We start from the raw sequence: 24,818 nt of genomic DNA, 5'->3' as shown, positions 1-24,818 counted from the left end.
AAGTGGCAAAAGAAATTACTGTGATTCAAAAGAAAGTTGTAACAGAGGAAGAAAAGAAACAACAGTTAGCAGATGAGCTCTTCACACAATTAGAAGAAAATCGTGAGGCGGTTGAAGAAACGATGCAATTGCTAGCTAGTTTGCAGCAAGCTGGTATTTTAGATGCAGCCATTAGTCTGCTTGCCGCTAAAGAAGACGTTTCGAAAATTGCAATCGAACAATTAAATCGTGAACCAGTAAAAAACGCATTAAATAATATGATGGGAGCAGGGGAAGCATTATCTTCAGCAGACCCAGAATTGACAAAACAAATTACTTCCAGTTTAGTTACAGGACTACAATTTGCAACAGATGAATTAAAAAAAGGAAAGAAAACAAAAGTAATGGACTTTTTTAAAGTGCTCAAGGATCCAGACATTAATAGAGCGATTACATTTGGATTTAGCTTTCTGAAGGCATTTGGACAAGGATTAGATAAGAAATAAAGAAGAAAAGGAGTGATGGAAAAAGCCATCACTCCTTTTTAAAGCGAATAAGTACGTTTGCGTTCGTTAGAATATATGATTAGTATAGAAAAGATGGACTTCTGCTAAGAGATATGGAATCCATTTCAAATATCATTTTTAGAATTTGGAGGACTTTATGTTACACCGAAAAAGGCTATCTATACCAGGGATCATGAAACATTCCTTTCAAACGGTACAATTTGCTTTTTGGAATGTGTTGGCTTTTCAACTCATTTATAAATTATTAGCTGCGATTGTTTTTATACCGCTATTTGGTATGATTTTTAATAAATTATTATACTGGGGTGGTTATGCAAATGCTACAAATGATAAATTATTAGCATTTTTGAAAACACCATATGGAATATTAGCTGTTGTTATTTTATCAATATTGGCGCTGTTTCTTATTTTTACAGAGTTTGCAGTACTTATTATTCTTTCATATTTTGCACATAAACGTCAGAAAGTGAAATTGCGCCCGGTTTTATATAAGACGGTAACGTATTTACCTTCTCTTTTCACGTATTGCTTACCAGGATTTATTTTGTATGCTGTTGTATTGTTACCTCTATTCGGGATCGGGTATCAGTCTGCACTTATCCCAGACATTCAAATTCCAAACTTTATAACAGGGGAACTATTTAAAACGACGATGGGACAAGTTGGGTACTACGCTTTCTTTGTTATCGTCGCTTCTATGAATCTTCGCTGGATATTTGTGTTGCCTATTATGGTATTAGAAAAGAAGTCATTTCGAATTGCTGCACGTAAAAGTGCAAATTTAGTAAGAGTAAATTTCTTGAAAGTATTATTCTTTTTAATAGGCTTTTTAGTATCGATAGGAATTGTATTTTTGCTATTTGCGGGAATATATTTTTTATCGATATGGGGAATATATGAATTCACAAATCCAAAAGGGACATTTGCTTTATTAGCTGAATCAACTTTATCCGTATTTTTAACGAGTACGTTATATTTATTTAGTTTTATTATGACGCCATTTTATATTATGGCATTGACTAGATTTTATTTGCAGAAAGTTCCAGTAGAAGATGTTCTGCTAGAAGAAGGATTAGATTATTCAAAAGCAAAAGCTGAAAAATGCTTTTTAAAAAAACATCGCTTCAAATTCATTGGTGTATATATTGCTGGTGTGCTTACATTAGGAATGGTCGTTGCTTTCATTGTCACTTTTATTTCTAATACTTATAGAGAACCAATTATTATGGCACATCGTGGTTATATTTCAAAGGGTGTAGAAAACACAAGAGAAGCTATACAAGGTGCGATTGATGCAAAGGCAGATTATGCTGAAATTGATGTGTTGCAAACGAAGGATGGTCAATTAGCGGTCATACACGATTTGAAATTAAAACGTCTTGCGAATGAGAATGTACAAGTTGCTGATTTAACAATGGATGAACTTCGTAAGCTAACCTTAAGGCAAGATGGGTTTACAGGGAAAATTAGTACGTTAGATGAGATTATAAAGCTTGCAAAAAATAAGATAAAGCTCAATATAGAAGTAAAGTTACATGGAAATGAAAAAGACTTTGTGAAAAAAGTACTACAGACAATCAAAGATAATGAGTTTGAAAAACAATGTGTCATTCAAACGTTACATTATCCTCTTATTCAAGAGTTTAAGCGTGAAAATCCAGATATAAAAGTAGGATATATTTTATATGCAAGTAGAGCGAATTTAAAATATGTACAAGCTGATTTTTATGTCGCGGAAGAATATATGGTAAATAAACAGATCGTAAAATCAGCAAGGAAATTAAATAAACCAATCTACGTTTGGACTGTAAATGATATGGAGAATTTAAAGAAATATTATAAGTTGAATGTAGATGGAATTATTACAGATTATCCCATAGATGTACAAGAAACGATTAAGATGTTGAAAGAGCAAGAAGAAAATGAAAATGATATAATCGATAAAGTTATTGAAACAACGGAAGATTTATTTTCTAAGTTGTTTTAATCTATACAAGCTTCCAAACAGAAATGGTAATTCAAAAAGAAATTACCATTTTTGTTTGGAAAGCAATAATGAAGATTTATCATCCATATTTAAAAAACATTTACATGAATCATTATATAGTATTATAATGATTTGCAAAAGTCTTTATATAGTGTGTGGAGACTGTTTTTTTTGAATCTTGCTATATAAGAAGGGAATGGAGGTCATACTAATTATATCCATTAATTAATATAATTAAATGTTAGGAGAGAGAAAAGAGATGGGTAAAATTAAAAATTTAAAAGTTTCATCCAAATTATCACTTATTATTGTCATTTCTACTATTTCAATGTTTATTATTGGAATCATTGGATATTCACAAATGGATAAAATGAGTAAACATATAGATGAAATTTACAATAATAGTATGTTATCTGTACAAACAATGGATAATATTGAATCGAATTTTCATGTACAAGATGCTTACTTGTTAGAGTTTGTAATGACAAATGACGAGGAAAAACATAATAAACTAAACGAGAAATTACAGAAGAATATTCAAGATAATGAAAAGATGATGAAACTTTACGAACAGACGAAGAAGACATCTGATGAACAAAAGGCTTATGAAGCGTTTAAGTCAGATTTAACTGTATATGCTAAAAAAGTTGATGAAATCGTTACATTAGGCTTAGAAAATAGAAATGAAGATGCACACGTAAAACATGCAGAGGAGCTTCTTCCTCTAAAAAAAAGCGTTACAGAAAATTTAAAGCGTGTGGGACAAATTAATGAGAAGATGGCACAACAAGCATATGAAGTAACGCAACAATCTGCAAAACATACGCTTACAACATTTGTTTTAGTAATCTTGTTAACGATTATTGCGTTAGTGATTTTAGGTTATATTGTTGCTCAAATGATTACAAAACCTATTCAAAGCTTGGAGATTGAAATAGGAAAGGCTGCAAAAGGAGATCTAACAGCTAGAGCAAAATATAAATCTAAAGATGAGATTGGTCATATATCTGAGTCATTTAATGAAACAATGCGGAGTTTAAGTGAGATATTAGGAGTGGTGAAACAAACGGTATATCGTGCAGGTAGTTCCACTGATTCTATGTTATTAGATATAAAAAACGTTTCAGAGACAGCGACTGAAGTAAGAAATACAATGGAAAAAATTAATAGACATCTGGAATTACAGGATAATGGAATCCAAGAAAATGCAGCTGCGATGAATGATATGGCAATAGGTGTGCAGCAAGTATCGGAATCAGCAGCAGCAGTTAGCGAACTAGCGATAAAAATGAATGAGGATGCAAACGCAGGTAAAGAGATTGTAAACAAATCTATTGTACAAATGGGAGAAATTCATGATGTTGTAAAACGAAGTTTGCATACTGTTCAAGGGTTGGAAGTGCGTACTCAAAATATTGACAAAGCAATAGAAGCCATTGCTTATATTGCTGAACAGACGAATTTATTAGCTTTAAATGCAAGTATTGAAGCAGCAAGAGCGGGAGAACATGGTAGAGGCTTTGCAATTGTAGCCGATGAAGTACGTAAACTTGCTGAGCAATCTAAAGATTCAACAATAGAGATTAATCGCTTACTGAAAGAAATTGAAATGGATGTAAAGAATTTTGCGAAAGAAATGCAAATAGGACAGCAAGAAACAGTAAAAGGTATGAGTGCAATCGAAACAACGAGTCAGACGTTCGATAATATTGTAACGCATATTAATGGAGTCGCAACTCAAATACAAGAAGTATCCTCTTCAACAGAAGAAATGTCTGCTGGTATTGAGGAAGTAAGCGTTTCTTTCTCAGATATTTCGTCTACTTCCCAAACAATTACACAAGAAAATATAAAAGTATTTGAAGTGACAAATAATCAGGCTAACTCGGCGTCAGAAGTAGAAGGGAAATCATTACAAACGATTAAAATAATGAATGAATTACAAAAACAAATTTCACAATTTAAAACAAAAGAGGAATAAGTGGCACAACTCAAAAACTGTTGGTGAGAAATCATAATGGTTTTTGGTTGAAAAGAATATATTTCTAAAATATTACAGTGTTTAGAAAATGTATACGTATGCAATTTTCATTAATTTTTCACATTGTTATATTATTGTCAAATAATAAGAGGTGAATCTCTGTATAATCAAAGTAGAATGATAGATAGCGGAAAAACCCCTTTATTTCTTATGGTATAAAGTTCTATATATTTACACTATTTCAAATATATAAACTTTTTCATTTTCTGTATGTTAGCGTTTTCATAAATTTGAAATTATGCTAGAATAAGGACATAAGTTATTAATTATTAAAAAAAGAAAAAAGAATTTCTTTTTTCTGTTAATTATAAGGGGGCATTTCATTATGCGTATTGGGGTACCAACAGAAATTAAAAACAACGAAAACCGTGTAGCAATGACACCAGCTGGTGTTGTACACTTAGTTCGTAACAATCACGAAGTATTCATTCAAAAGGGTGCTGGTTTAGGATCTGGTTTTACAGATGCTGAATATGTTGAAGCAGGAGCGAAAATGGTTGAAACAGCTGAAGAAGCTTGGAACCAAGATATGGTTATGAAAGTTAAAGAACCGATTGAAAGTGAATATAAATATTTTAGAGAAGGTTTAATTTTATTCACATATTTACATTTAGCTCCAGAACCAGAATTAACAAAAGCTTTAATCGAAAATAAAGTGGTTTCTATTGCTTATGAAACAGTACAATTAGAAAACCGCTCTTTACCATTACTTGCACCTATGAGTGAAGTAGCAGGTCGTATGTCTGCACAAATCGGTGCACAGTTCCTTGAGAAAACAAAAGGCGGCAAAGGTATTTTACTTGCAGGCGTTCCAGGAGTAAAACGTGGTAAAGTAACAATTATCGGTGGTGGACAAGCTGGTACAAATGCTGCTAAAATTGCAGTTGGACTAGGTGCGGATGTAACAATCATCGACTTAAGTGCAGAACGACTTCGTCAGTTAGATGACATTTTCGGAAATCAAGTAAAAACTTTAATGTCTAATCCTTACAATATTGCACAAGCTGTAAAAGAATCTGATCTTGTAATCGGTGCAGTATTAATTCCAGGTGCAAAAGCGCCAAAACTTGTAACAGAAGAAATGATTCAATCAATGGAACCTGGTTCTGTTGTTGTTGATATCGCGATTGACCAAGGTGGTATTTTCGAAACAACGGATCGCATTACAACTCATGATAACCCAACTTATGAAAAACATGGCGTTGTTCATTATGCAGTTGCAAACATGCCAGGTGCGGTTCCACGTACATCAACTCTTGCATTAACAAACGTAACAGTACCATATGCGGTACAAATTGCGAACAAAGGTTATAAAGAAGCTTGCTTAGGTAACACTGCATTATTAAAAGGTATTAACACATTAGACGGCTATGTAACATTCGAAGCAGTTGCAGAAGCTCACGGTGTAGAATACAAAGGTGCAAAAGAGTTATTAGAAGCAGAAGCAGTATCTTGTTAACAAAAGTATTATACAAAATAATAATCGAACAATATTTCATACAACATGATAAGAGCTAAGAGTGAAGACCTCTTAGCTCTTATTAGCAAAAGGGGGCATACATCGTGGCCAACCTATTTAAAAAGAAATCCGTTACGCAATTGTTAGGGGAAAGTAAAAGTAAAACTTTAACGAAAACACTAGGGGCATTTGACCTAACGATGCTGGGGATTGGTGCGATAATTGGTACAGGAGTACTTGTATTAACTGGATTAGTAGCAGCAAGAGATGCTGGTCCAGCCGTTATTTTTTCATTTATGATTGCGGCCGTTGTTTGTGGATTCGCAGCATTATGTTATGCAGAAGTTGCTTCGTCCCTTCCTGTTTCAGGTAGTGTATACACATATTCGTATGCGACGATTGGTGAATTTATTGCCCACTTAATGGGCTGGACATTGCTATCAGTATATGTAGTAACAACTGCTGCGGTAGCTGGTGGCTGGACAGGTTACTTCCATAACTTAATAAGTGGATTTGGATTAGAAATTCCAAAGGAACTGTTAACGATTCCAGCGCAAGGCGGTATCGTGAATTTGCCAGCGGTGGTTATCACTTTAATACTGACTTGGTTATTATCGCGTGGTACAAAGGAAAGTAAACGTGTAAATAACGCAATGGTGTTAATTAAAATTGGTATTGTTGTTCTATTTATTGCTGTTGGTGTATTTTACGTAAAACCAGAAAATTGGGTACCGTTTGCACCATATGGTTTAAGTGGAATCTTTGCCGGGGGAGCAGCAGTATTCTTTGCTTTCTTAGGATTTGATGCATTAGCAACTTCAGCAGAAGAAGTGAAAAATCCACAACGTGACCTTCCAATTGGTATTATTGCCTCACTAATCATTTGTACAATCATTTATGTTGCAGTTTGTCTCGTTATGACGGGTATGGTTCCTTATAAGGAATTAGATGTACCAGAAGCAATGGCTTATGTATTAGAAGTTGTAGGACAAGACAAAGTGGCAGGTGTAATTGCAGTTGGAGCTGTAATTGGGATTATGGCTGTAATTTTCGCTTACATTTATGCGACAACACGCGTATTCTTTGCAATGAGCCGTGACGGTTTATTGCCAGAATCTTTTGCGAAAATTAACAAAAAGACAGAGGCACCAACATTTTCGACTTGGTTAACAGGAATTGGTAGTGCTTTAATCGCTGGATTTATCGATTTGAAAGAATTGTCAAACTTAGCGAATATTGGAGCATTATTGACATTTGCGATGGTAGGTGTATCAGTTATCATCCTTCGTAAAACACATCCGAAATTAGAGCGTGGATTTAAGGTACCGCTTGTACCGATTTTACCGATCATTTCAGTTGTATGTTGTTTATTCTTAATGGTTAACTTGCCGTTAACAACATGGATGTATTTCGGAGTATGGTTAGCAATTGGAATTGTTGTATACTTTGTATATTCGAAAAAACATAGTCATTTAAAAGAAGATGGAAGTTCGCAAGATAGTTTAGAAAAAGCTAACTAAAGGGATATAAAACATGTAAGCCTTGTGCGTCTAGGGAGCGCCCAAGGCTTTTTCTTTTAATCTCAGCGATTCGGATTTTAAGATTTGCTCCATGAATTGGAGATGCTGTGAAAGTAAAATGAATGAAGAGGATGGGATGTATGAAATCGTACATCCTTTTTCTATGAGGGATATAACGAATGTGGAAAATAAGAGATATTTTTTAAATGTGAACAAAATGTTTGAAAAATTGTTATGGATTTTATTGACATATATGAACAGCTGCTCATATAATAAAAGTATCAAATATATGAATAGTTGTTCATATGTTCAATTAAAGAGGTGAGCTATAATGGCTGAAAATAAAGTAGAAACATGTCAGGATACATGTTCTCAAACAATTATCCATGAAGAAGTTGTAGATCAAGTAAAACAAACAATTCCAAATGATGAAAGTTTAAGCAAAGTAGCAGAATTATTTAAAGTGTTAGGTGATCGTACACGTACGCGAATTTTGCATGCGTTATTTGAAGCGGAGATGTGTGTATGTGATTTAGCTTATTTACTCGGCATGACACAATCCTCTATTTCCCATCAACTTCGTGTATTGAAACAAGCAAAACTTGTGAAAAACCGTAAAGAAGGAAAGGTTGTCTACTATTCATTAGCTGACCACCATGTAATCGGTATTTTTGAACAAGCATTCGAACACGTAAACGAGGAAGACTAAATAGAAAAGCACAAGGAGGGAGAAAAAATGGCTGAAGCACTTGTGAAGCGAAAACTTGTGTTGGAAGGATTGGATTGTGCGAATTGCGCTATGAAAATTGAAAAAGGTATTGGAAATTTAGAAGGTGTATCGTCTTGTTCTGTCAATTTTGCAACGAAGACAATGGTTTTAGAGACAGAGAAAAATAAAGAAGGTCATGTTGTTACGGAAGCAAAACAACTTGTTACGAAATTAGAACCGCACATTAAAGTACGGGAAGAACAAAATAAAAAAAATGCAAAAGAAGTATTGTTGTTAGATGGATTAGATTGTGCAAATTGTGCGTTAAAAATTGAAACGAAGGTAAAAGAAATGCCTGGTATTTCAACAGCTACACTTGATTTTGTATCGAAAAAATTTAAAATAGAAGTTACGAATAAAAAAGAACTAGAAACAGTAGTAGCGAATGTAGAACAGGTCGTTCATAAGTTAGAGCCGGATGTAAAAGTTGTTCGTGAAGAGAAAAAAGAACATCATCATGATCATAGTCACGATCATGGAGAAGGAAATGTAAAGAAAATGATTGGGCGCTTAGCGATAGGTGGGGTTTTAACAGCAGCAGCAGCGCTTGCAGGACTACCACAAGCAATGAGCATTTCTCTTTTCATCATCGCATATTTACTAATTGGTGGAGAAATCGTTTGGCGCGCGGTAAGAAATATGGCTCGCGGCCAAGTATTTGATGAAAACTTTTTAATGGCTGTAGCAACGTTAGGTGCATTTGCGATTGGTGAATATCCTGAAGCAGTTGCAGTTATGCTTTTCTACCAAGTAGGTGAATTATTCCAAAGTATTGCGGTAAATCGTTCCCGTAAATCGATTACTTCATTAATGGATATTCGTCCTGATTATGCAAACGTTAAAGTCGGAAATGAAACAAAACAAGTCTCACCAGAAGATGTACAAATTGGCGATTATATTGTTGTGAAACCAGGTGAGAAAGTACCGTTAGATGGGAAAGTGATTGAAGGAACATCAATGGTAGATACTTCAGCGTTAACTGGTGAATCTGTACCGCGAGAAGTAGAAGTTGGGAATGAAGTATTAAGCGGTTTCGTAAACCAAAATGGTGTATTAACCATTGAGGTAACGAAAGAATTTGGGGAATCAACAGTATCCAAAATTTTAGATTTAGTACAAAATGCAAGTAGCCGTAAAGCACCAACAGAAAATTTTATTACAAAATTTGCTCGCTACTATACGCCTGTTGTCGTGATTACAGCAGCTATATTGGCATTTATTCCACCTCTTATTTTAGAGGGAGCTACATTCTCAGATTGGATTTACCGTGCATTAGTATTCCTTGTTATTTCTTGTCCATGTGCGTTAGTCGTATCCATTCCGCTCGGATTCTTCGGTGGTATTGGCGGCGCATCTAAAAGTGGTATTTTAGTGAAAGGAAGTAACTATTTAGAAGCATTAAATGATGTAAAACATATTGTTTTTGATAAAACAGGAACATTGACAAAAGGTGTTTTTAAAGTAACAAAAATGGAGCCAGCTGGGGCGACTACGAAAGAGGAACTTCTTGAATATGCAGCATTCGCAGAAGTATATTCAAACCATCCAATTGCACAATCCATTCGCAATGCGTATAGAAAATCAATTGATGAAAAGAATATTGAGGATTACAACGAAATTTCTGGTCATGGTACAGTAGTAAAAGTAAATGGGAAAGAAATTTTTGCTGGTAATGCAAAATTAATGAAAAAAGAAAATATTGAATTCCAGCAGCCAGAAACGGTAGGTACACTTGTTTATGTTGCTGTTGACGGAAGGTATGCTGGTTATATTGTAATTTCAGATGAAGTAAAAGAAGATTCAAAACAAGCGATTCAGAAATTAAAAGAGCTCGATATTAAGAAAACAGTTATGCTAACAGGTGATGCCAAACGAGTTGGAGAAGCTGTTGGAAAAGAACTTGGATTAGATGAAGTACATGCGGAATTATTACCAGAGCAAAAAGTAGAAGAAATTGAAAAAATTGCTGCGGCAAAACAACCGAAAGAAAAAGTTGTTTTCGTTGGTGATGGTATTAATGATACACCGGTATTGGCAAGAGCGGATGTTGGGATTGCGATGGGTGGTTTAGGATCTGATGCTGCGATTGAAGCCGCAGACATTGTCATTATGACAGATGAACCTTCTAAAATCGCAACTGCTATAAAAATTGCCAAACGTACGCGTAGTATTGTGTGGCAAAATATTATCTTTGCACTTGGTGTAAAAGGTCTTGTATTACTACTTGGCGCATTTGGAATTGCAACCATGTGGGAAGCTGTCTTCTCTGATGTCGGTGTTACATTAATTGCTGTATTAAATGCAATGCGTGTGCTTAGAGTGAAAAATTTATAAAGTAAAAAGAGGAGTGAAGAAAGCTCCTCTTTTTATTTTTGTATATTTTTTGTAATTTGTTCCCGTACAGTTTGAATATAATTCATTTTATGATTCCAACATTCTTGACTTAAATCGACAGGATATTCTTCAGGATTGAGTGTTCGCATATATTCTTCCCAAAATAATGTTAAGCTGCTCTCAGTATGTTTTTGGATATCCAGTATGTCAGGCAATTCATAGATTCTGTTTCCATCTGTGAAAATATCATGATGGAGTTCGCGTGCTTCAAAATTTGTTACAAATTTACTAATATACGTATGAACAGGATGGAACATTTTCAAACGTTTTTCTTGCTCAGGTTCTTCGGATTCTAATGCGATATAGTCTCCTTCAGCGTGATTGTTCATGCGATTGATAATTCGATAAACTCGTTTAAGTCCTGGTGTTGTAATTTTTTCCGGATTGGAAGAAATTTTAATGGTATCGTTTAATAGCCCTTTTTCATCTTCAATCGCGACAAGTTTATAGACGGCTCCTAATGCGGGTTGTTCAAATGAAGTAATAAGCTTTGTTCCAACACCCCAGACGTCGATTTTGGCTCCCTGAGATTTTAAATGCATAATTGTATATTCATCTAAGTCGCTAGAAGCAATAATTTTTGTGTTAGTAAATCCAGCTTCATCAAGCAGTTTACGAGCTTCTTTAGATAAGTATGCCATATCCCCGCTGTCAAGACGAATGCCATAGAAATCAATGCGATCTCCAAACTCTTTGGCAACTCGAATTGCATTTGGTACACCAGACTTTAATGTATCGTATGTATCAACTAAAAAGACGCATTTTTTATGTGTTTCCGCGTATTTTTTAAAGGCAACGTATTCATCCCGATAGGCTTGAACAAAGGAGTGGGCATGTGTACCAGCTACAGGGATTCCGAATCGTTTGCCAGCACGAACATTACTTGTGGAAGAAAAACCGCCAATAAAAGCTGCGCGTGTTCCCCAAAGAGCAGCATCAAATTCGTGAGCGCGCCGTGTTCCAAATTCTAATAGTTCATCATTGCCAGCAGCATGTTTCATACGAGCTGCTTTTGTTGCGATTAATGTTTGATAATTTACGATATTTAATAAGGCTGTTTCGATAATTTGCGCCTCGCCAAGTGGCGCATCAACGCGCAATAAAGGTTCGTTATTAAAAACAATTTCACCTTCTCGCATGCTGCGAATTGTTCCTGTAAACTCCATGTTTTGTAAATAACGAAGAAAATCCTCTTCAAATTGTAATTCAGTTAAATATGCAATATCGCTTTCGGTAAATCGGAAGCTTTCTATATACTCTATAATTTTTTCAAGGCCAGCGAAAACTGCATAGCCATTTTCAAATGGAAGCTTTCGAAAATATAAATCAAAAACAGAACGGCGATTGTGAATCCCGTCTTTCCAATATGTATAAACCATATTGATTTGATATAGATCAGTATGTAAGGCGTAACTATCGTCTTTATAATGATTCATTGCGAAAACACCTCCGTAATTTGGTTATAGTATACCAATTTTTACATCTATACACCAAAAAAAGCTCTGCATCTTCTATTCACATATGAAATAGGAGGTAAAAAGAAAAAATATGTAATGTTTTTCGAAAATTTACATTTATCAATTTATATTTTTCGTAATTTTATGTATTATTAAAGTAGTGAGGGTAAATGAGAATGGAGGAGGGCCATGCAACAAACATTAGAGAAAATTGGCAAACAAGTTTTTTATAAACGACTACAGCAAAAAATGACACAAGAAGAATTATGTCAGGGCATTTGTTCCGTCTCATATTTAAGCAAGATTGAAAATGGAAAGATAGAAGCATCGGAAGAAATCCTGCAGCTTCTCTGCACAAGGTTAGAGATTGCCGTATCAGATTTACGAGATGTAGAAGAAGAAGTGAAAGACAAATTGGATGAGTGGTTAAATGCATTAGTTCATTTAGATAAACCACAGGTTGAACGTATTTATAAAGAATTGCAAGAAGAAGTGAATCAAGTTTTAGATTTTGAAATTATTAACTATTATAATTTGCTTTATACACGCTATTTAATCATGAAACGAGATCTTCCAGCATTGGAAGAAGAGCTGGAGAAATTGAAGAAGGTATATAAGAAATATTCTCCGTTTCAAAAGTTGTTATATACGTATAGTAGGGCTTTAATGTATTTCATGAAGCATAGATATAAGGATTCACTTGAGTGTTTAGTTCAGACAGAGTTAATGGCAAAAGAGCAAGGATATTATGAGACTGGAATTTATTATAACTTAGCGCTTGTATATAATTATTTAGAAATTGAACATATGTCATTACACTTTGCTCACATTGCATTAGAAGGTTTTCGAAATGAGTACAAATTTCGAAATGTAATGGATTGTCAACTTTTAATTGCTTTTAGTTATATACACAGAAAACAATATAAAGAAGCGCTTGAAATGTATAATAATATTTTGAGAGAAGCGAATTCTTTTGCAGATAAACATAATATTATAGCGATAGTTTTAAATAATTTAGGATATTTACATTATCATAAAAAAGAGCATGCAAAAGCGAAAGAATATTATTTGCAGAGTTTACAGTATAAAAAAGAGAAAGATTTCAACTATATAGATGCTGCGTATGAAATTTCTTTACAATGTATTGAATTAGGAGAATTTGAAGAGGCGAAGGAATGGATTGACAAAGGGGTAGCTGTTGCGAAAAGAGATGAGAGATACAAAAGTATGTTCTACCTGCTTTGCATGCTCCGAAATAAATACTTTGAAAAGAAGGAGGTATATAAAAAGTATTTAGAGTTAGAAGCTATTCCGTTCTTTAAGCAAGAAAAAAATAAAAAGAATTTGAAAAAAGCGTATTTAGAGTTAGCGAACTATCATGAAGAGCTGTTAGAATTCCAAGAAAGTAACCATTATTATAAACTAGCAATTCAATTATTAGAAGAACAAGGAGGAAAATAAAATGAAAAAGGTAATTATTGGTGTGTTTTCATTTCTAACATTATTAGCAGCGAGTTCAGTAATACAGTATGCTTGGGTAGGAGAGATGTATGGACAAGAAGTAAATACTGTAGAAATAGTGGAAGCGTAAGTGTAGTAACAAAAAAGATCCTTTCTAGTTGAAAAGGATCTTTTTTTGTTTTCTCAACATTTGTTCTCCAAAATTCTACAAAACTTGAGAAAAAAATTATTTAACTTTTTTGTATATTCACAATAGAAACTTAATGATAATATAAAACTACTCTTTTTCAAAAAATTTTATTAGGGGGAAGGTTGAATGAAAAAGAAGAGTTTAGCTTTTGTATTAGCGGCAGGGATGGCTGTAACGACATTTGGAGGGACGAGCTCTGCATTTGCAGATTCAAAGAATGTGCTCTCTACGAAAAAGTACAATGAAGCCGTTAAATCACCAGAGTTTGTAGCAGGTGATTTGACTGGAGCAACTGGAAAGAAAGCAGAATCTGTTGTGTTTGATTACTTAAATGCAGCAAAAGAGGACTATAAGTTAGGAAATAAGAGTGCTGAAGATTCTTTTAAAATTAAAGAAGTGAAAAAGGATTCTGTAACAGATTCGACAGTTGTACGTATGCAACAAGTGTTTGAAGGAACACCTGTATGGGGATCTACTCAACTAGCTCATGTGAGTAAAGATGGTTCATTGAAGGTGTTATCTGGAACTGTTGTACCAGATTTGGATAAAAAAGAGAAATTAAAAAATACGAATAAGATTGAGGGGAAAAAAGCAATTGCAATTGCTGAACAAGATTTAGGTTTAAAACCAAAATATGAAGTAGAACCAACGGCTGACTTATATGTGTATCAAAATGGTGAGGAGGCAACATACACATATGTTGTGAAATTAAATTTCTTAGATCCACAGCCAGGAAACTATTATTATTTTATTGAAGCAGAAAGCGGTAAAGTATTAAATAAATACAATACATTAGATCATGTAACTGCAGAAAGTAAAGTACCAGTTAATCAAGAGATTGCAAAACAAGAAAAAGGAGCTGTCAAACCTGTAACGGGAACGAATGCAGTTGGAACAGGGACAGGTGTATTAGGAGATAAAAAATCAATTAATACGACATTATCTGGATCGACGTATTATTTACAAGATAATACGAGAGGTGCGCAAATTTTCACATATGATGCGAAAAATCGTTCTTCCTTACCAGGAACGTTATGGGCAGATGTTGATAATGCGTTCCATGCAAAGTATGATGCAGCGGCAGTAGATGCTCATTATTATGCGGGCGTCACATATGATTACTATAAAAATACGTTTAATCGAAATTCTATTAACAATGCAGGAGCTTCGCTAAAATCAACGGTTCATTATGGAAGTAATTATAATAATGCTTTCTGGAATGGTTCGCAGATGGTATATGGAGATGGTGATGGAGTAACATTTACTTCGTTATCTGGTGGAATTGATGTAATTGGGCATGAATTGACACATGCTGTGACAGAATATAGTTCAAATTTGATCTATCAATATGAGTCAGGCGCATTAAACGAAGCGATTTCTGATGTTTTTGGCACATTGGTAGAATACTATGATAATCGTAATCCAGATTGGGAAATTGGAGAAGATATTTATACACCTGGAAGAGCGGGAGATGCACTTCGCTCTATGAGTGATCCGACAAAGTATGGTGATCCAGATCATTATTCTAAGCGCTACACTGGTTCTGGCGATAATGGTGGTGTTCATACAAACAGCGGAATTATTAACAAAGCGGCTTATTTATTAGCAAATGGTGGTACACATTATGGAGTGACAGTGAATGGTATTGGCAAAGATAAAGTAGGAGCAATTTACTATCGTGCAAATACGCAATATTTCACGCAATCGACTACATTTAGTCAAGCTCGTGCTGGCCTAGTACAAGCAGCGGCTGATTTATACGGTGCGAATTCTGCAGAAGTAACAGCGGTAAAACAATCATACGATGCAGTTGGAGTAAAATAAACAAAAATAAAAAGGAGCGATATGCTCCTTTTTATTTTTGTTTCCATTTCCTCCATATGTATATGATTCCGATGCAACTAGCGATTGTTATCATCCATTTTGCCTCATTCGTTCCATTTATAACATGATATGCAGAATATACTTCAATGAGCAATGCTGGTATTTTTCCGATTGTACTTGCAATGCTGAAGGATAATAATGATATTTTTCCTAATGCAGCAAATAATGTGATGATGCTTGATGGAATAAATGGAACGAGTCGAAATGATAAGACAAGCAAGAATGCTTCTTTCCCTTTTACATAAAGGAGCCGCTGTATCTTTGGATAATCATTTATTTTATCACGTGTGAATTTTTGCAATCCTAAACGATAAAGATAAAATGAAACAATTGCACCTAAAACTTCTCCTGTGATCGAAATCATTGTCCCATCTAGTACTCCGAATAATTGTATATTAATAGCTGTTAAAAATATGCTAGGAATGACTCCAAGTAAGCTGATAATGATATTAAATAGAATACTAAGTGGAATGGCGATTGTATCATGCTCTTTCAATGCATTGTAAATAAGTTCGTCCATAGTGATAGGTCCTTTATCTTTTTTAGCATTACACCATATTTCACGAAGATAGGCAAGAGTGGATTTGTTATAAAATACATACTTTTTATTTCAAAAACTTGTAATTTTATACCCCTTACGGGTATAATGTATACAAGGAAGGGGGTATATTGATGGACCATTGTGTGAATCAAGAAAAGATGGTACCTAGAACAGATGAAGAAATTGAAAAAGTTATAAATCGTTTAAAAAGAATTGAAGGCCAAGTGAGGGGCATTCAAAAGATGATTGAGGATAATCGCTATTGTATTGATGTATTCATTCAAATTTCTGCAGTGCAAGCAGCGTTAAATAAAGTTCGTTTTTCATTGTTAGAACGTCATACAAATCATTGTGTAAAAAAAGCTATTCAAGAAGGAAATGGTGATGCGTCTATACAAGAGTTAATGAGAGTCATCAAACAGTTCTCAAAATAGAAAGGAGATGAACTGTATGGGGAAAACAAAACAAATAACAATTGGTATTGATGGAATGACATGTTCAGCTTGTTCCGCACGGATTGAGAAAGTATTAAATAAACTAGATGGCGTAGAAGCGAATGTGAATTTAGCAATGGAACAAGCGACCGTTCAATATGATGAAGAGGAACAAAATGTAGAAGCAATTACAAATCGTATTAAGAAATTAGGATATGAAGTTCGAACGAAAAAAGTAAATTTTAATATTGAAGGTATGACATGTGCTGCATGTTCAAATCGAATTGAAAAAGTAATCGGTAAAATGGAAGGAATTGAAACGATTAACGTTAATTTAGCTATGAACACTGCAACGATTGTCTATAAAGATGGTCTTCTTACAATAGAAGCAATTCTCGACAAAATAACGAAATTAGGATATAAAGGTAAACTGCAAGAAGATGCTGGATCGACGAAAAAAGAAGAGCAACTAAAAAAGAAAAGAAAACAACTATTTCTTTCTATTTTATTGTCATTACCCCTTCTTTATACGATGGTGGCACATTTGTCGTTTGAAACAGGAATACCAATGCCGCATTTTTTAATGAATCCATGGGTGCAATTATTATTTGCAACACCGGTGCAATTTTATATTGGTGCACAATTTTATATCGGTGCATATCGCGCATTGCGAAATAAAAGTGCAAATATGGATGTACTTGTTGTACTTGGTACATCATCTGCGTATTTTTATAGCTTATACGAAGGGATTAAAACACTACAGGAACCATCATATTTACCTCAGCTTTACTTTGAAACAAGTGCGGTGCTAATTACATTAATACTTGTTGGTAAGTATTTCGAGGCGCTCGCAAAAGGAAGAACAACAGAGGCTATTTCAAAATTACTAAGTTTACAAGCGAAAGATGCCTTGGTTATTCGTGATGGAAATGAAATATTAATTCCTATAGAAAGTGTTGTGATTGGCGATACAATTGTAGTAAAACCAGGTGAGAAAATACCTGTGGATGGTATTGTATTATTAGGTACATCCTCAGTTGATGAAGCGATGATTACAGGTGAATCTATCCCAGTTGAAAAACAAGTTGGTGATGCTGTAATAGGAGCGACAATGAATAAAAATGGTATGTTCACAATGCGTGCTGAAAAAATAGGGAAGGATACCGCCCTTGCAAGTATTATTAAAATTGTTGAAGAAGCTCAAGGGTCAAAAGCGCCAATTCAGCGCATGGCAGATACTATTTCTGGTATTTTCGTTCCGATCGTAGTTGCGATTGCGACCGTTGCTTTTCTTGTTTGGTATTTTGCTATTGCTCCTTATGATTTACCACAATCATTAGAAGTCGCCATAGCTGTATTAGTAATTGCTTGTCCTTGTGCACTTGGTCTTGCTACGCCAACATCGATTATGGTGGGAACTGGAAAAGGAGCGGAGGCAGGTATTCTTTTTAAAGGCGGAGAATATTTAGAGGCGACACATAGAATTAATGCTGTGCTACTAGATAAAACTGGTACTGTTACAAAGGGAAAACCAGAAGTTACAGATGTATTCAGCTTACAAGACAATATGCTCGCCTTTGCTGCTTCCGCAGAAAATGTCTCAGAACACCCATTAGCGACTGCTATTGTTGAGTATGGGAAACAACAAGGGATTACACTCTTACCTATAGAGGATTTTCGAGCGATACCTGGACACGGTATTGAAGCTATGATTGAAGAACAGTCCATTGTGATTGGAACGCGAAAATTAATGAATGAGCACGGTGTGAATATAGGTCAGTTTGAAGAGCGCATGATTGCTCAAGAAGCTGATGGTAAGACTGTTATGCTTGTAGCGATTGAAAATCAATTCGCAGGGATGATTTCTGTAGCAGATACAATTAAAGAAAGTTCGAAAGAAGCAATTCATGCGCTGAAATCTAGTGGAATCGATGTATATATGGTAACAGGTGACAATCAGCGAACAGCAGAAGCAATTGCAAAACAAGTAGGAATTGAACATGTATATGCGGAAGTGTTACCAGAGAAAAAAGCACGTATTGTGGAGGAATTACAACTTAATGGGAAACGAGTGGCGATGGTTGGTGATGGAATTAATGATGCTCCAGCTTTAGCAAAAGCCGATATTGGGATGGCGATTGGAACAGGAGCAGATGTAGCAATTGAAGCGGCAGATGTTACTCTTGTCGGTGGAAACTTAAAACATATCCCGCAAGCGATTGATCTAAGTAAAAAAACAATGAAAAATATTCGCCAAAATTTATTCTGGGCTCTGTTTTATAATGCAATTGGTATACCAATTGCGGCAAGCGGCTTGTTAGAACCTTGGGTAGCTGGTGCGGCGATGGCATTTAGTTCTGTTTCTGTTGTAACAAATGCCCTTCGCTTGAAACGTGTTAAAATATAAATAGAATGGGAACTAAGGTTCTCATCCTTATAAATAAAAGAGGATAGATAAGGAGGAAATAAAAATGACTGTAACATTAAACGTACAAGGAATGACATGCAATCACTGTAAAGCAGCTGTAACGAATGCCCTTCAAGAGTTAAATGGTGTAAGTCGTGTAGCAGTTGAGTTACAGGCAGGTACAGTAGAAATTGCATATGATGAAACGAAGGTAAATGTTCAGCAGTTAAAAGATGCAATTGAAGAACAAGGTTATGATATTGTATAAATATTCATAAAAAAACGTGTAGATTTTATCATTCTACACGTTTTTTTATGAATTGACTTTTCATGCAGTTACAATAATAATCATGGAAGAGGTGATAAAATGAAACGATTTGGCAACATATTGTTAAGTAGTTTACTGGCAATGATTCTTATATTAAGTGGATGTGCTGGGAAAGAACAAAAGAAAGTAGAACCAAAAGAGAACCACTCAGCATCCATCGAAAAAATGAGTGACAATATTTTAGACGAAATGGAAGGACCACCGAAAAATGGCCATACGATAGAAAGACATGTCGGTAAAACAGAAGAACAATTAAAGGAACGTTTGCGTACCGATAAAGTATCTGCAGCAAGTACATATTATGATAAAGAAACGGCTACAAAAGCTGTAAAAGATAGTGTAAAGCAACATGAGCAGGAAATTGATAATTGGTTAAAGAACTCTAAAGAAAATCGTCTTGTATTACATACAAAACATTCATTCCCTGTTGGAAAAACTGTATTAAAAAAGAATATGAGTGTAAAGGATAAACTTATGAATACAGTTACAGTTTTAGCAAGGGATAAATCAGGATCATTAGGTTTTAAAATTGTTACTTCCTATCCATCAGATAAATAAGAAAAGGAGGGACAACATGTATTCAACACTTCAATATTTTTTTAAAGCATATTGCACATTGAGTGTGCATGAAGAAGAAATAGCAGAGGTAATGACAGAGTTTTTGGAGCAAGAAGAACAAGAAAGTATTCAAAATTTACAAGCGGAGCTATTACATATATGTGAGGATGAAGCGTGGGAAGAAGGGTGTGTATTAGCTGCGAAGTATGGAAATCGTATATGGTCTTTAGAAGAAACGAAACATCATTTGGAGACCTTCATGCAATTATTGCAAACGAAAAAGGCGTGATTCATCACGCCTTTTTATATACACTTTTTGAAATTTGCCCATTTGAAATGATTTGCCCATCTTTTGTTACTTTTTTGTATGTGACGGCAGTAATTTTATTTCCAGTATTGCTGATGACTTTGGAGGAAACTTCTACATCCTTACCAGTTGGCGTACCGAAAATACGAGTCGTAATCCGGTTACCATCAGAGAATGCTTGAATATAAATATAATGTCCAGTATTATTTTTAAATTTTAAATCAGGGCCGTAATCAGCTACAGCCGCATCTTGTCCGAGTGGTAAATAGTGGACAGGCATAGAATGATTACTACGAGCAACAATTCCTAAATCTGCACGTAATACAGCTCCATATAATGTACTACTTACTTGACAAACACCGCCCCCAGCACTTTGAACAACCTTTCCTTGTAAATAGACAGCAGCTGATTTATAGCCGTGTGCAGCATCTGTAACTCCGACACGTCCATTGAAACTAAATGTTTCATCTGGTGCTACAATTGCTCCGCTTAATGTATTTGCAGATTTATTTACATTAAAGGACTGGCTTCCGTTTCGTCCAGTCATAGGCGTGGAATATTCTGCAATCACTTGTTTGATCCCCATATTTTGTATATCTTCTGTAGAACGTTCAGGTTTTATAGAAGCAATAGGGAGTGTGATGTTTTGTGTATTTGCAGTAATAGCTTGTTTTGTTAAGTTTGCTAATTGCTCTTTATCAATTTTTTCACCATTTTGGCTTTCGCTAATATTTACAGTAGTTCCTGAAATGTTTAATTCGGCATTAACAGGATTTTTTAAAGTTTCATTGTATTTATCCTTCATAAAGGCTTCATAAGCAGTGGAATTTAATTGTGGCTTTAGCTTATACTCGCGTTTTAATTCACCGTGTATAGCCTTTTTTCTCATGTTATAACGATCTATAATGTTTCCTTGTTGTTCTTTAAAAATATTCGCAACGATATCTTTTTCTTTATATTCTACACCGAGATCTTTCCATGTGTATGTTTGTGTATTGTTTTCAAATACATAGTTGAGTGATTTTTTATTTAATTTATCTACTTTCTGTTGAACAATTTTTTGAATATCTTGTTTATTCTTTCCATCAAGAGGAATGCCTTCAAATGTAGTATGTGGTAATGCAGTGGTATCTAGTTCTTTATTTAATTTTGATATGTACTGGTAGCCGCTGATTCCACCTGCACAAAGTAAGATACCACCAGCAATAGCAGAACCAATAAGGAATTGGCGCAGTTTCATTTGTTTTCCCCCTTAGTAATAAATGGATAACATAATATGTATTCTGTTTTTTACATAAGAATGATGTAAATAGCATTATGTATGTACTAGTATACTATCATTCTTATGAAAGTGTAATATTTATATAAAGAATGTTACAATTATGTAATAAACATCTATTTTTGGAATTATTGACTAATAAGAATAAGGAAGTGTCATTATAATAAAAAGGCTGCATAGAAAGTTCTAGCAGCCTTTTTATTATAATTTTTTATGTTCACTTTTATTCGTAACCTCTAGATGTTTTTGTAAAGTAACAGATATATTCTGAACGCTCTTTTCATCAGGGACATAGTAATAAATACCACCGATATATTTATCTGATCCTTTTACTTGAAGCTTGTCCATTTTTAAATCTGAGCCCATTGAATGCTTTGTAATTGTCATCATGTCATCGAAAGTTAAATTCGTTTTTAAATCGCGATCAACGGCATCTAATAGACTGCCAAGTTTATTAATAGAATTGATAGATAGTGCTTTTTGAGCAATTGCCTCCAAAACAAGCTGTTGTCGCTGCCCGCGCATATAGTCACTATCAATATGTCGAGTTCTTGCTAAAGCAAGTGCTTCCTCACCATTTAAATGTTGACGCCCTTTTTTCAGATGGATTGCTTCTGCTTCATCTTTACTGTTTTGTTCTGTAAATTCCACTGGGACGTTCACAGTAATACCACCAAGTGAATCGACAATTTTGATAAAAGATGTAAAGTTAAATTTAACGTAGTAATCAACCGGAACATTTAAAAAACGTTCGACAGTATCAATGGTACTATCAACACCACCAAATACATGGGCGTGTGTAATTTTATCTTCTTTATGGCGTGATTTAATATATACCCGGGAATCCCGAGGGATACTAACAAGCTTGACTGACTTGTCATTTTTATTAATTGTAGCAAGTAGTAGCGCATCTGTACGTGTTGCTTTACCGTAATTTTTCTCACGAATATCGCTCTCATCTACTCCCATAATAAGGACAGAGATATTATCTGTCATGGGTTTTACAGCTTTTTCTCGTTTATTTGATTTATCGCCTCGGTTTAATTCTGAGTAAGCATTATTTACAATAGATTTTGCTTTACTATATAGATGGAAGAAGTAGCTTCCGCTTCCAAGCGTAACGATGAGTAATGGAATCAAAATGAACCAAAGTAGACGTCTTTTTTTAGAGTGTCGCTTTGAGATTCTACTATTTTTCTCTAAATCAGATTTCATTTGTTGCTCTCCTTTAAATTAATCAATATATATTCTTCAGTAGCGTATATAGATAAGACACATAAAAAATATTGTACGCTAAATAGAGGAGATTGTACATGTATAAAAAATAGATATCTCGATTATTTATGAGGTATCTATTCATGTTTGTATTATTGTGTGCAGAAAGTGATGAATACATGATTGCGACAAGAAGGAAACTGTAATCATAAATATTGGGTTAAGTCTCTATACTGGATTTCAAGGAGAAAGTGTGAAAAATTTCACTACGTTGCAATTATTTGTTCTAATTACGAAATAGCTAAGGAGTTTTATATCAAATTTTAGGATTTAAAGTAATAAATGGAGTATACAGAGAAGATAGGAATTCTTATAAATTAGATTTATCAAATTGAATGATTTTCTTTTCTAAATCCACCAAAGTGTCCAAGCTTCCCAGAGGCAACAGGTCTTAGACATTTAGTATTTGCTGTTAAGGATATACAAGCAGCAGTTGCACATAGAGACAGAGCCGATACGTGTCGATGAAATAACAGGGGGAAAATTTGTTTTTCCAAGATCAGGATTTCCTTCCATTAGAATGATATGAGGAATGAAAATTGGGGAATTTTATCTAGATTTGCTTTTCAATAAATGAAGAAACTAAAGGAAAACTTCTTTTAAAAAGGAGGTGTAACTTTAGCGAGAAAGCTAAAGGATTTTGGTGGGAATTTTAAAACTAATCATGGTTGCTATTTTGATTGCCTTAACAGCCTTTTTTGTTGCCGTTGAATTTGCCATTATAAAGGTGAGAAGTAGTCGTATTGATCAACTTGTAATCGAAAAAAGACGAGGGGCATTAGCGGCGAAGAAAGTCACTTCGAATTTAGATGAATACTTATCAGCTTGTCAGCTTGGAATTACAATTACAGCTTTAGGATTAGGATGGTTAGGTGAACCGACAATTAAACATATGTTAGAGCCATTATTTTTGAGAATGAATATTTCATCAGTAGCTGCAAGTACAGTATCATTTATTATTGCATTTGCAGTCATCACATTTCTGCACGTCGTTGCTGGAGAGCTAGCTCCAAAAACGTTTGCGATTCAAAAAGCAGAACAAGTTAGCTTATTACTGTCACAGCCTCTTATTTATTTCTATCGGATTATGTATCCCTTTATTTGGGCTTTAAATGGGTCTTCACGCTTCGTGACAGGAATCTTTGGACTTCAACCTGCTTCTGAACATGAAGTGGCACATTCAGAGGAAGAATTGCGTCTCATTTTATCGGAAAGTTATGAGCGAGGAGAGATTAATCAAGCAGAATTTAAGTATGTAAATAATATTTTTGAATTTGACAATCGATTGGCGAAAGAGATTATGGTTCCCCGTACGGAAATTGTAGGATTATATGAAGATGAACCATTTGAGACGCATATTAAAATTATTAGACAGGAAAAATATACAAGATATCCCGTATTTGGAGAAGATAAAGATGAAATTATTGGGATGGTGAATGTAAAAGATTTATTCATTCGCTATATGGATGGAGGACGAGAGGAAGAATGTTCTATTACGCCGTATACAAGACCTGTCATTGAAGTGTTAGAAAACATTCCGATTCACGATTTGTTGTTACAGATGCAAAAACGAAGAATTCCAATGGCTGTTTTATATGATGAGTATGGCGGGACGGCTGGCATTGTAACTCTTGAAGACATTCTAGAGGAAATTGTTGGGGAAATTCGAGATGAGTATGATGAGGATGAACATCCACCAATAGAGCATATAAGTGAAACGTGGAAAATTGTAGATGGAAAAGTACGTATTAGCGAAGTAAATGATTTATTTGGACTACAGTTATTAGCAAATGATATCGATACAATTGGTGGCTGGATTATGATGCAAAAACAAACGATTACTGAAGGGGATTCTATTGAGACCAATGGCTTGGTATTTAAAGTCCTTGAGAAAGACATGCATCAAATAAAACGAGTAGAAATTATGAAAAAGGAAGAAAAAAGGAGCGTTTAAGGAGAGGAAGGATTAGATAGAGAACGTAATGTTTGCGCTTTCAAAAAAGGTGCTATATAGTGGATGG

19 protein-coding genes and 3 pseudogenes are annotated in these 24,818 nt (G+C 34.6%); 18 read left to right on the top strand and 4 right to left on the bottom strand.

Annotation, left to right across the window (positions count from 1 at the left end; all coding sequences use genetic code 11):
• Positions 1-2: 2 nt before the first annotated feature.
• From MR063_RS14855 to MR063_RS14825, 8 genes and pseudogenes are all read left to right on the top strand, one after another.
• Positions 3-485, top strand: a complete 483-nt coding sequence (locus MR063_RS14855; RefSeq protein ID WP_242145017.1) for a helical membrane plugin domain-containing protein — start codon at positions 3-5, stop codon at positions 483-485.
• 157 nt (positions 486-642) lie between these two features.
• Positions 643-2,493 (top strand): glycerophosphoryl diester phosphodiesterase membrane domain-containing protein, encoded by a 1,851-nt coding sequence (locus tag MR063_RS14850; RefSeq protein WP_242198961.1) that lies wholly within the window; start codon positions 643-645, stop codon positions 2,491-2,493.
• Between the two features lie 238 nt (positions 2,494-2,731).
• Positions 2,732-3,523: pseudogene (locus tag MR063_RS22315) on the top strand (MCP four helix bundle domain-containing protein); the annotation flags it as partial.
• A pseudogene (locus MR063_RS22310) lies at positions 3,521-4,322 on the top strand (methyl-accepting chemotaxis protein); the annotation flags it as partial. The pseudogenes MR063_RS22315 and MR063_RS22310, both read left to right, overlap by 3 nt.
• Before the next feature lie 537 nt (positions 4,323-4,859).
• Positions 4,860-5,993 carry an alanine dehydrogenase gene (gene ald / locus MR063_RS14840; RefSeq protein ID WP_242145014.1) on the top strand — a complete coding sequence of 378 codons (1,134 nt, stop codon included), beginning with the start codon at positions 4,860-4,862 and terminating at the stop codon, positions 5,991-5,993.
• Positions 5,994-6,097: 104 nt separating this feature from the next.
• On the top strand, positions 6,098-7,513 hold the full coding sequence (locus MR063_RS14835) for an amino acid permease (RefSeq protein ID WP_242198958.1): 1,416 nt from the start codon (positions 6,098-6,100) through the stop codon (positions 7,511-7,513).
• Positions 7,514-7,844: 331 nt separating this feature from the next.
• Positions 7,845-8,222, top strand: coding sequence for an ArsR/SmtB family transcription factor (locus tag MR063_RS14830; RefSeq protein ID WP_011983620.1), 378 nt, complete (start codon positions 7,845-7,847; stop codon positions 8,220-8,222).
• A gap of 27 nt (positions 8,223-8,249) precedes the next feature.
• The gene (locus MR063_RS14825) at positions 8,250-10,616 is read left to right on the top strand and encodes a heavy metal translocating P-type ATPase (RefSeq protein WP_242198956.1); all 2,367 of its coding nucleotides are present in this window, start codon (positions 8,250-8,252) and stop codon (positions 10,614-10,616) included.
• A gap of 32 nt (positions 10,617-10,648) precedes the next feature.
• On the opposite strand, the gene MR063_RS14820 is transcribed toward MR063_RS14825, so the two are convergent.
• Positions 10,649-12,112, bottom strand: coding sequence for a nicotinate phosphoribosyltransferase (locus tag MR063_RS14820; protein ID WP_242198954.1), 1,464 nt, complete (start codon positions 12,110-12,112; stop codon positions 10,649-10,651).
• A gap of 210 nt (positions 12,113-12,322) precedes the next feature.
• Between MR063_RS14820 and MR063_RS14815 the strand changes: the two genes are divergently transcribed.
• The 3 genes from MR063_RS14815 to MR063_RS14805 all read left to right on the top strand — a co-directional run bounded on the left by MR063_RS14815 (position 12,323) and on the right by MR063_RS14805 (position 15,608).
• Entirely contained in the window at positions 12,323-13,594 is a 1,272-nt protein-coding gene (locus tag MR063_RS14815) for a tetratricopeptide repeat protein (protein ID WP_242198952.1), read from the top strand.
• A gap of 1 nt (position 13,595) precedes the next feature.
• On the top strand, positions 13,596-13,724 hold the full coding sequence (locus MR063_RS14810) for an NprX family peptide pheromone (RefSeq protein WP_242198950.1): 129 nt from the start codon (positions 13,596-13,598) through the stop codon (positions 13,722-13,724).
• Between the two features lie 186 nt (positions 13,725-13,910).
• Positions 13,911-15,608, top strand: coding sequence for a M4 family metallopeptidase (locus MR063_RS14805; protein WP_242198947.1), 1,698 nt, complete (start codon positions 13,911-13,913; stop codon positions 15,606-15,608).
• Positions 15,609-15,639: 31 nt separating this feature from the next.
• On the opposite strand, the gene MR063_RS14800 is transcribed toward MR063_RS14805, so the two are convergent.
• Entirely contained in the window at positions 15,640-16,188 is a 549-nt protein-coding gene (locus MR063_RS14800; RefSeq protein WP_242198945.1) for a TVP38/TMEM64 family protein, read from the bottom strand.
• Positions 16,189-16,340: 152 nt separating this feature from the next.
• On the opposite strand from MR063_RS14800, the gene MR063_RS14795 reads away from it, so the two are divergent.
• From MR063_RS14795 to MR063_RS14775, 5 genes are all read left to right on the top strand, one after another.
• Positions 16,341-16,643, top strand: a complete 303-nt coding sequence (locus MR063_RS14795) for a metal-sensing transcriptional repressor (protein ID WP_242198943.1) — start codon at positions 16,341-16,343, stop codon at positions 16,641-16,643.
• 16 nt (positions 16,644-16,659) lie between these two features.
• A complete protein-coding gene (locus MR063_RS14790; protein ID WP_242198942.1) occupies positions 16,660-19,050 on the top strand; it encodes a heavy metal translocating P-type ATPase in 2,391 nt (796 codons plus the stop codon).
• Positions 19,051-19,114: 64 nt separating this feature from the next.
• Positions 19,115-19,318, top strand: coding sequence for a copper chaperone CopZ (gene copZ, locus MR063_RS14785; RefSeq protein WP_242144998.1), 204 nt, complete (start codon positions 19,115-19,117; stop codon positions 19,316-19,318).
• Between the two features lie 99 nt (positions 19,319-19,417).
• On the top strand, positions 19,418-19,936 hold the full coding sequence (locus tag MR063_RS14780; RefSeq protein WP_242198940.1) for an RNase A-like domain-containing lipoprotein: 519 nt from the start codon (positions 19,418-19,420) through the stop codon (positions 19,934-19,936).
• Positions 19,937-19,952: 16 nt separating this feature from the next.
• Positions 19,953-20,225 (top strand): hypothetical protein, encoded by a 273-nt coding sequence (locus tag MR063_RS14775; protein ID WP_242144996.1) that lies wholly within the window; start codon positions 19,953-19,955, stop codon positions 20,223-20,225.
• 4 nt (positions 20,226-20,229) lie between these two features.
• Here MR063_RS14775 and MR063_RS14770 read toward each other — a convergent pair whose 3' ends face one another.
• Entirely contained in the window at positions 20,230-21,483 is a 1,254-nt protein-coding gene (locus MR063_RS14770; protein WP_242198938.1) for a VanW family protein, read from the bottom strand.
• A gap of 240 nt (positions 21,484-21,723) precedes the next feature.
• Positions 21,724-22,737: an LCP family glycopolymer transferase gene (locus MR063_RS14765; RefSeq protein ID WP_242198937.1), complete on the bottom strand. Its 1,014-nt coding sequence runs from the start codon at positions 22,735-22,737 to the stop codon at positions 21,724-21,726.
• Positions 22,738-22,974: 237 nt separating this feature from the next.
• On the opposite strand from MR063_RS14765, the pseudogene MR063_RS14760 reads away from it, so the two are divergent.
• Positions 22,975-23,321: pseudogene (locus MR063_RS14760) on the top strand (VOC family protein).
• Between the two features lie 119 nt (positions 23,322-23,440).
• Entirely contained in the window at positions 23,441-24,751 is a 1,311-nt protein-coding gene (locus MR063_RS14755) for a hemolysin family protein (protein ID WP_242199023.1), read from the top strand.
• Positions 24,752-24,818: the final 67 nt, after the last annotated feature.

It is taken from the genome of Bacillus cereus group sp. BfR-BA-01492 (genome assembly GCF_022662815.1).
GTDB lineage: Bacteria > Bacillota > Bacilli > Bacillales > Bacillaceae_G > Bacillus_A > Bacillus_A cereus_BD.
The sequence above is the reverse complement of the archived record's forward strand: the minus strand, read 5'-3'. Positions and strand labels throughout refer to the sequence as shown.

Coding starts and splice junctions, on each gene's coding strand:
- MR063_RS14850 (WP_242198961.1), top strand. CDS start 643: ATGTTACACCGAAAAAGGCTATCTATACCAGGGATCATGAAACATTCC.
- ald (WP_242145014.1), top strand. CDS start 4,860: ATGCGTATTGGGGTACCAACAGAAATTAAAAACAACGAAAACCGTGTA.
- MR063_RS14830 (WP_011983620.1), top strand. CDS start 7,845: ATGGCTGAAAATAAAGTAGAAACATGTCAGGATACATGTTCTCAAACA.
- MR063_RS14825 (WP_242198956.1), top strand. CDS start 8,250: ATGGCTGAAGCACTTGTGAAGCGAAAACTTGTGTTGGAAGGATTGGAT.
- MR063_RS14820 (WP_242198954.1), bottom strand. CDS start 12,112: ATGAATCATTATAAAGACGATAGTTACGCCTTACATACTGATCTATAT.
- MR063_RS14815 (WP_242198952.1), top strand. CDS start 12,323: ATGCAACAAACATTAGAGAAAATTGGCAAACAAGTTTTTTATAAACGA.
- MR063_RS14810 (WP_242198950.1), top strand. CDS start 13,596: ATGAAAAAGGTAATTATTGGTGTGTTTTCATTTCTAACATTATTAGCA.
- MR063_RS14805 (WP_242198947.1), top strand. CDS start 13,911: ATGAAAAAGAAGAGTTTAGCTTTTGTATTAGCGGCAGGGATGGCTGTA.
- MR063_RS14800 (WP_242198945.1), bottom strand. CDS start 16,188: ATGGACGAACTTATTTACAATGCATTGAAAGAGCATGATACAATCGCC.
- MR063_RS14795 (WP_242198943.1), top strand. CDS start 16,341: ATGGACCATTGTGTGAATCAAGAAAAGATGGTACCTAGAACAGATGAA.
- MR063_RS14790 (WP_242198942.1), top strand. CDS start 16,660: ATGGGGAAAACAAAACAAATAACAATTGGTATTGATGGAATGACATGT.
- copZ (WP_242144998.1), top strand. CDS start 19,115: ATGACTGTAACATTAAACGTACAAGGAATGACATGCAATCACTGTAAA.
- MR063_RS14780 (WP_242198940.1), top strand. CDS start 19,418: ATGAAACGATTTGGCAACATATTGTTAAGTAGTTTACTGGCAATGATT.
- MR063_RS14775 (WP_242144996.1), top strand. CDS start 19,953: ATGTATTCAACACTTCAATATTTTTTTAAAGCATATTGCACATTGAGT.
- MR063_RS14770 (WP_242198938.1), bottom strand. CDS start 21,483: ATGAAACTGCGCCAATTCCTTATTGGTTCTGCTATTGCTGGTGGTATC.
- MR063_RS14765 (WP_242198937.1), bottom strand. CDS start 22,737: ATGAAATCTGATTTAGAGAAAAATAGTAGAATCTCAAAGCGACACTCT.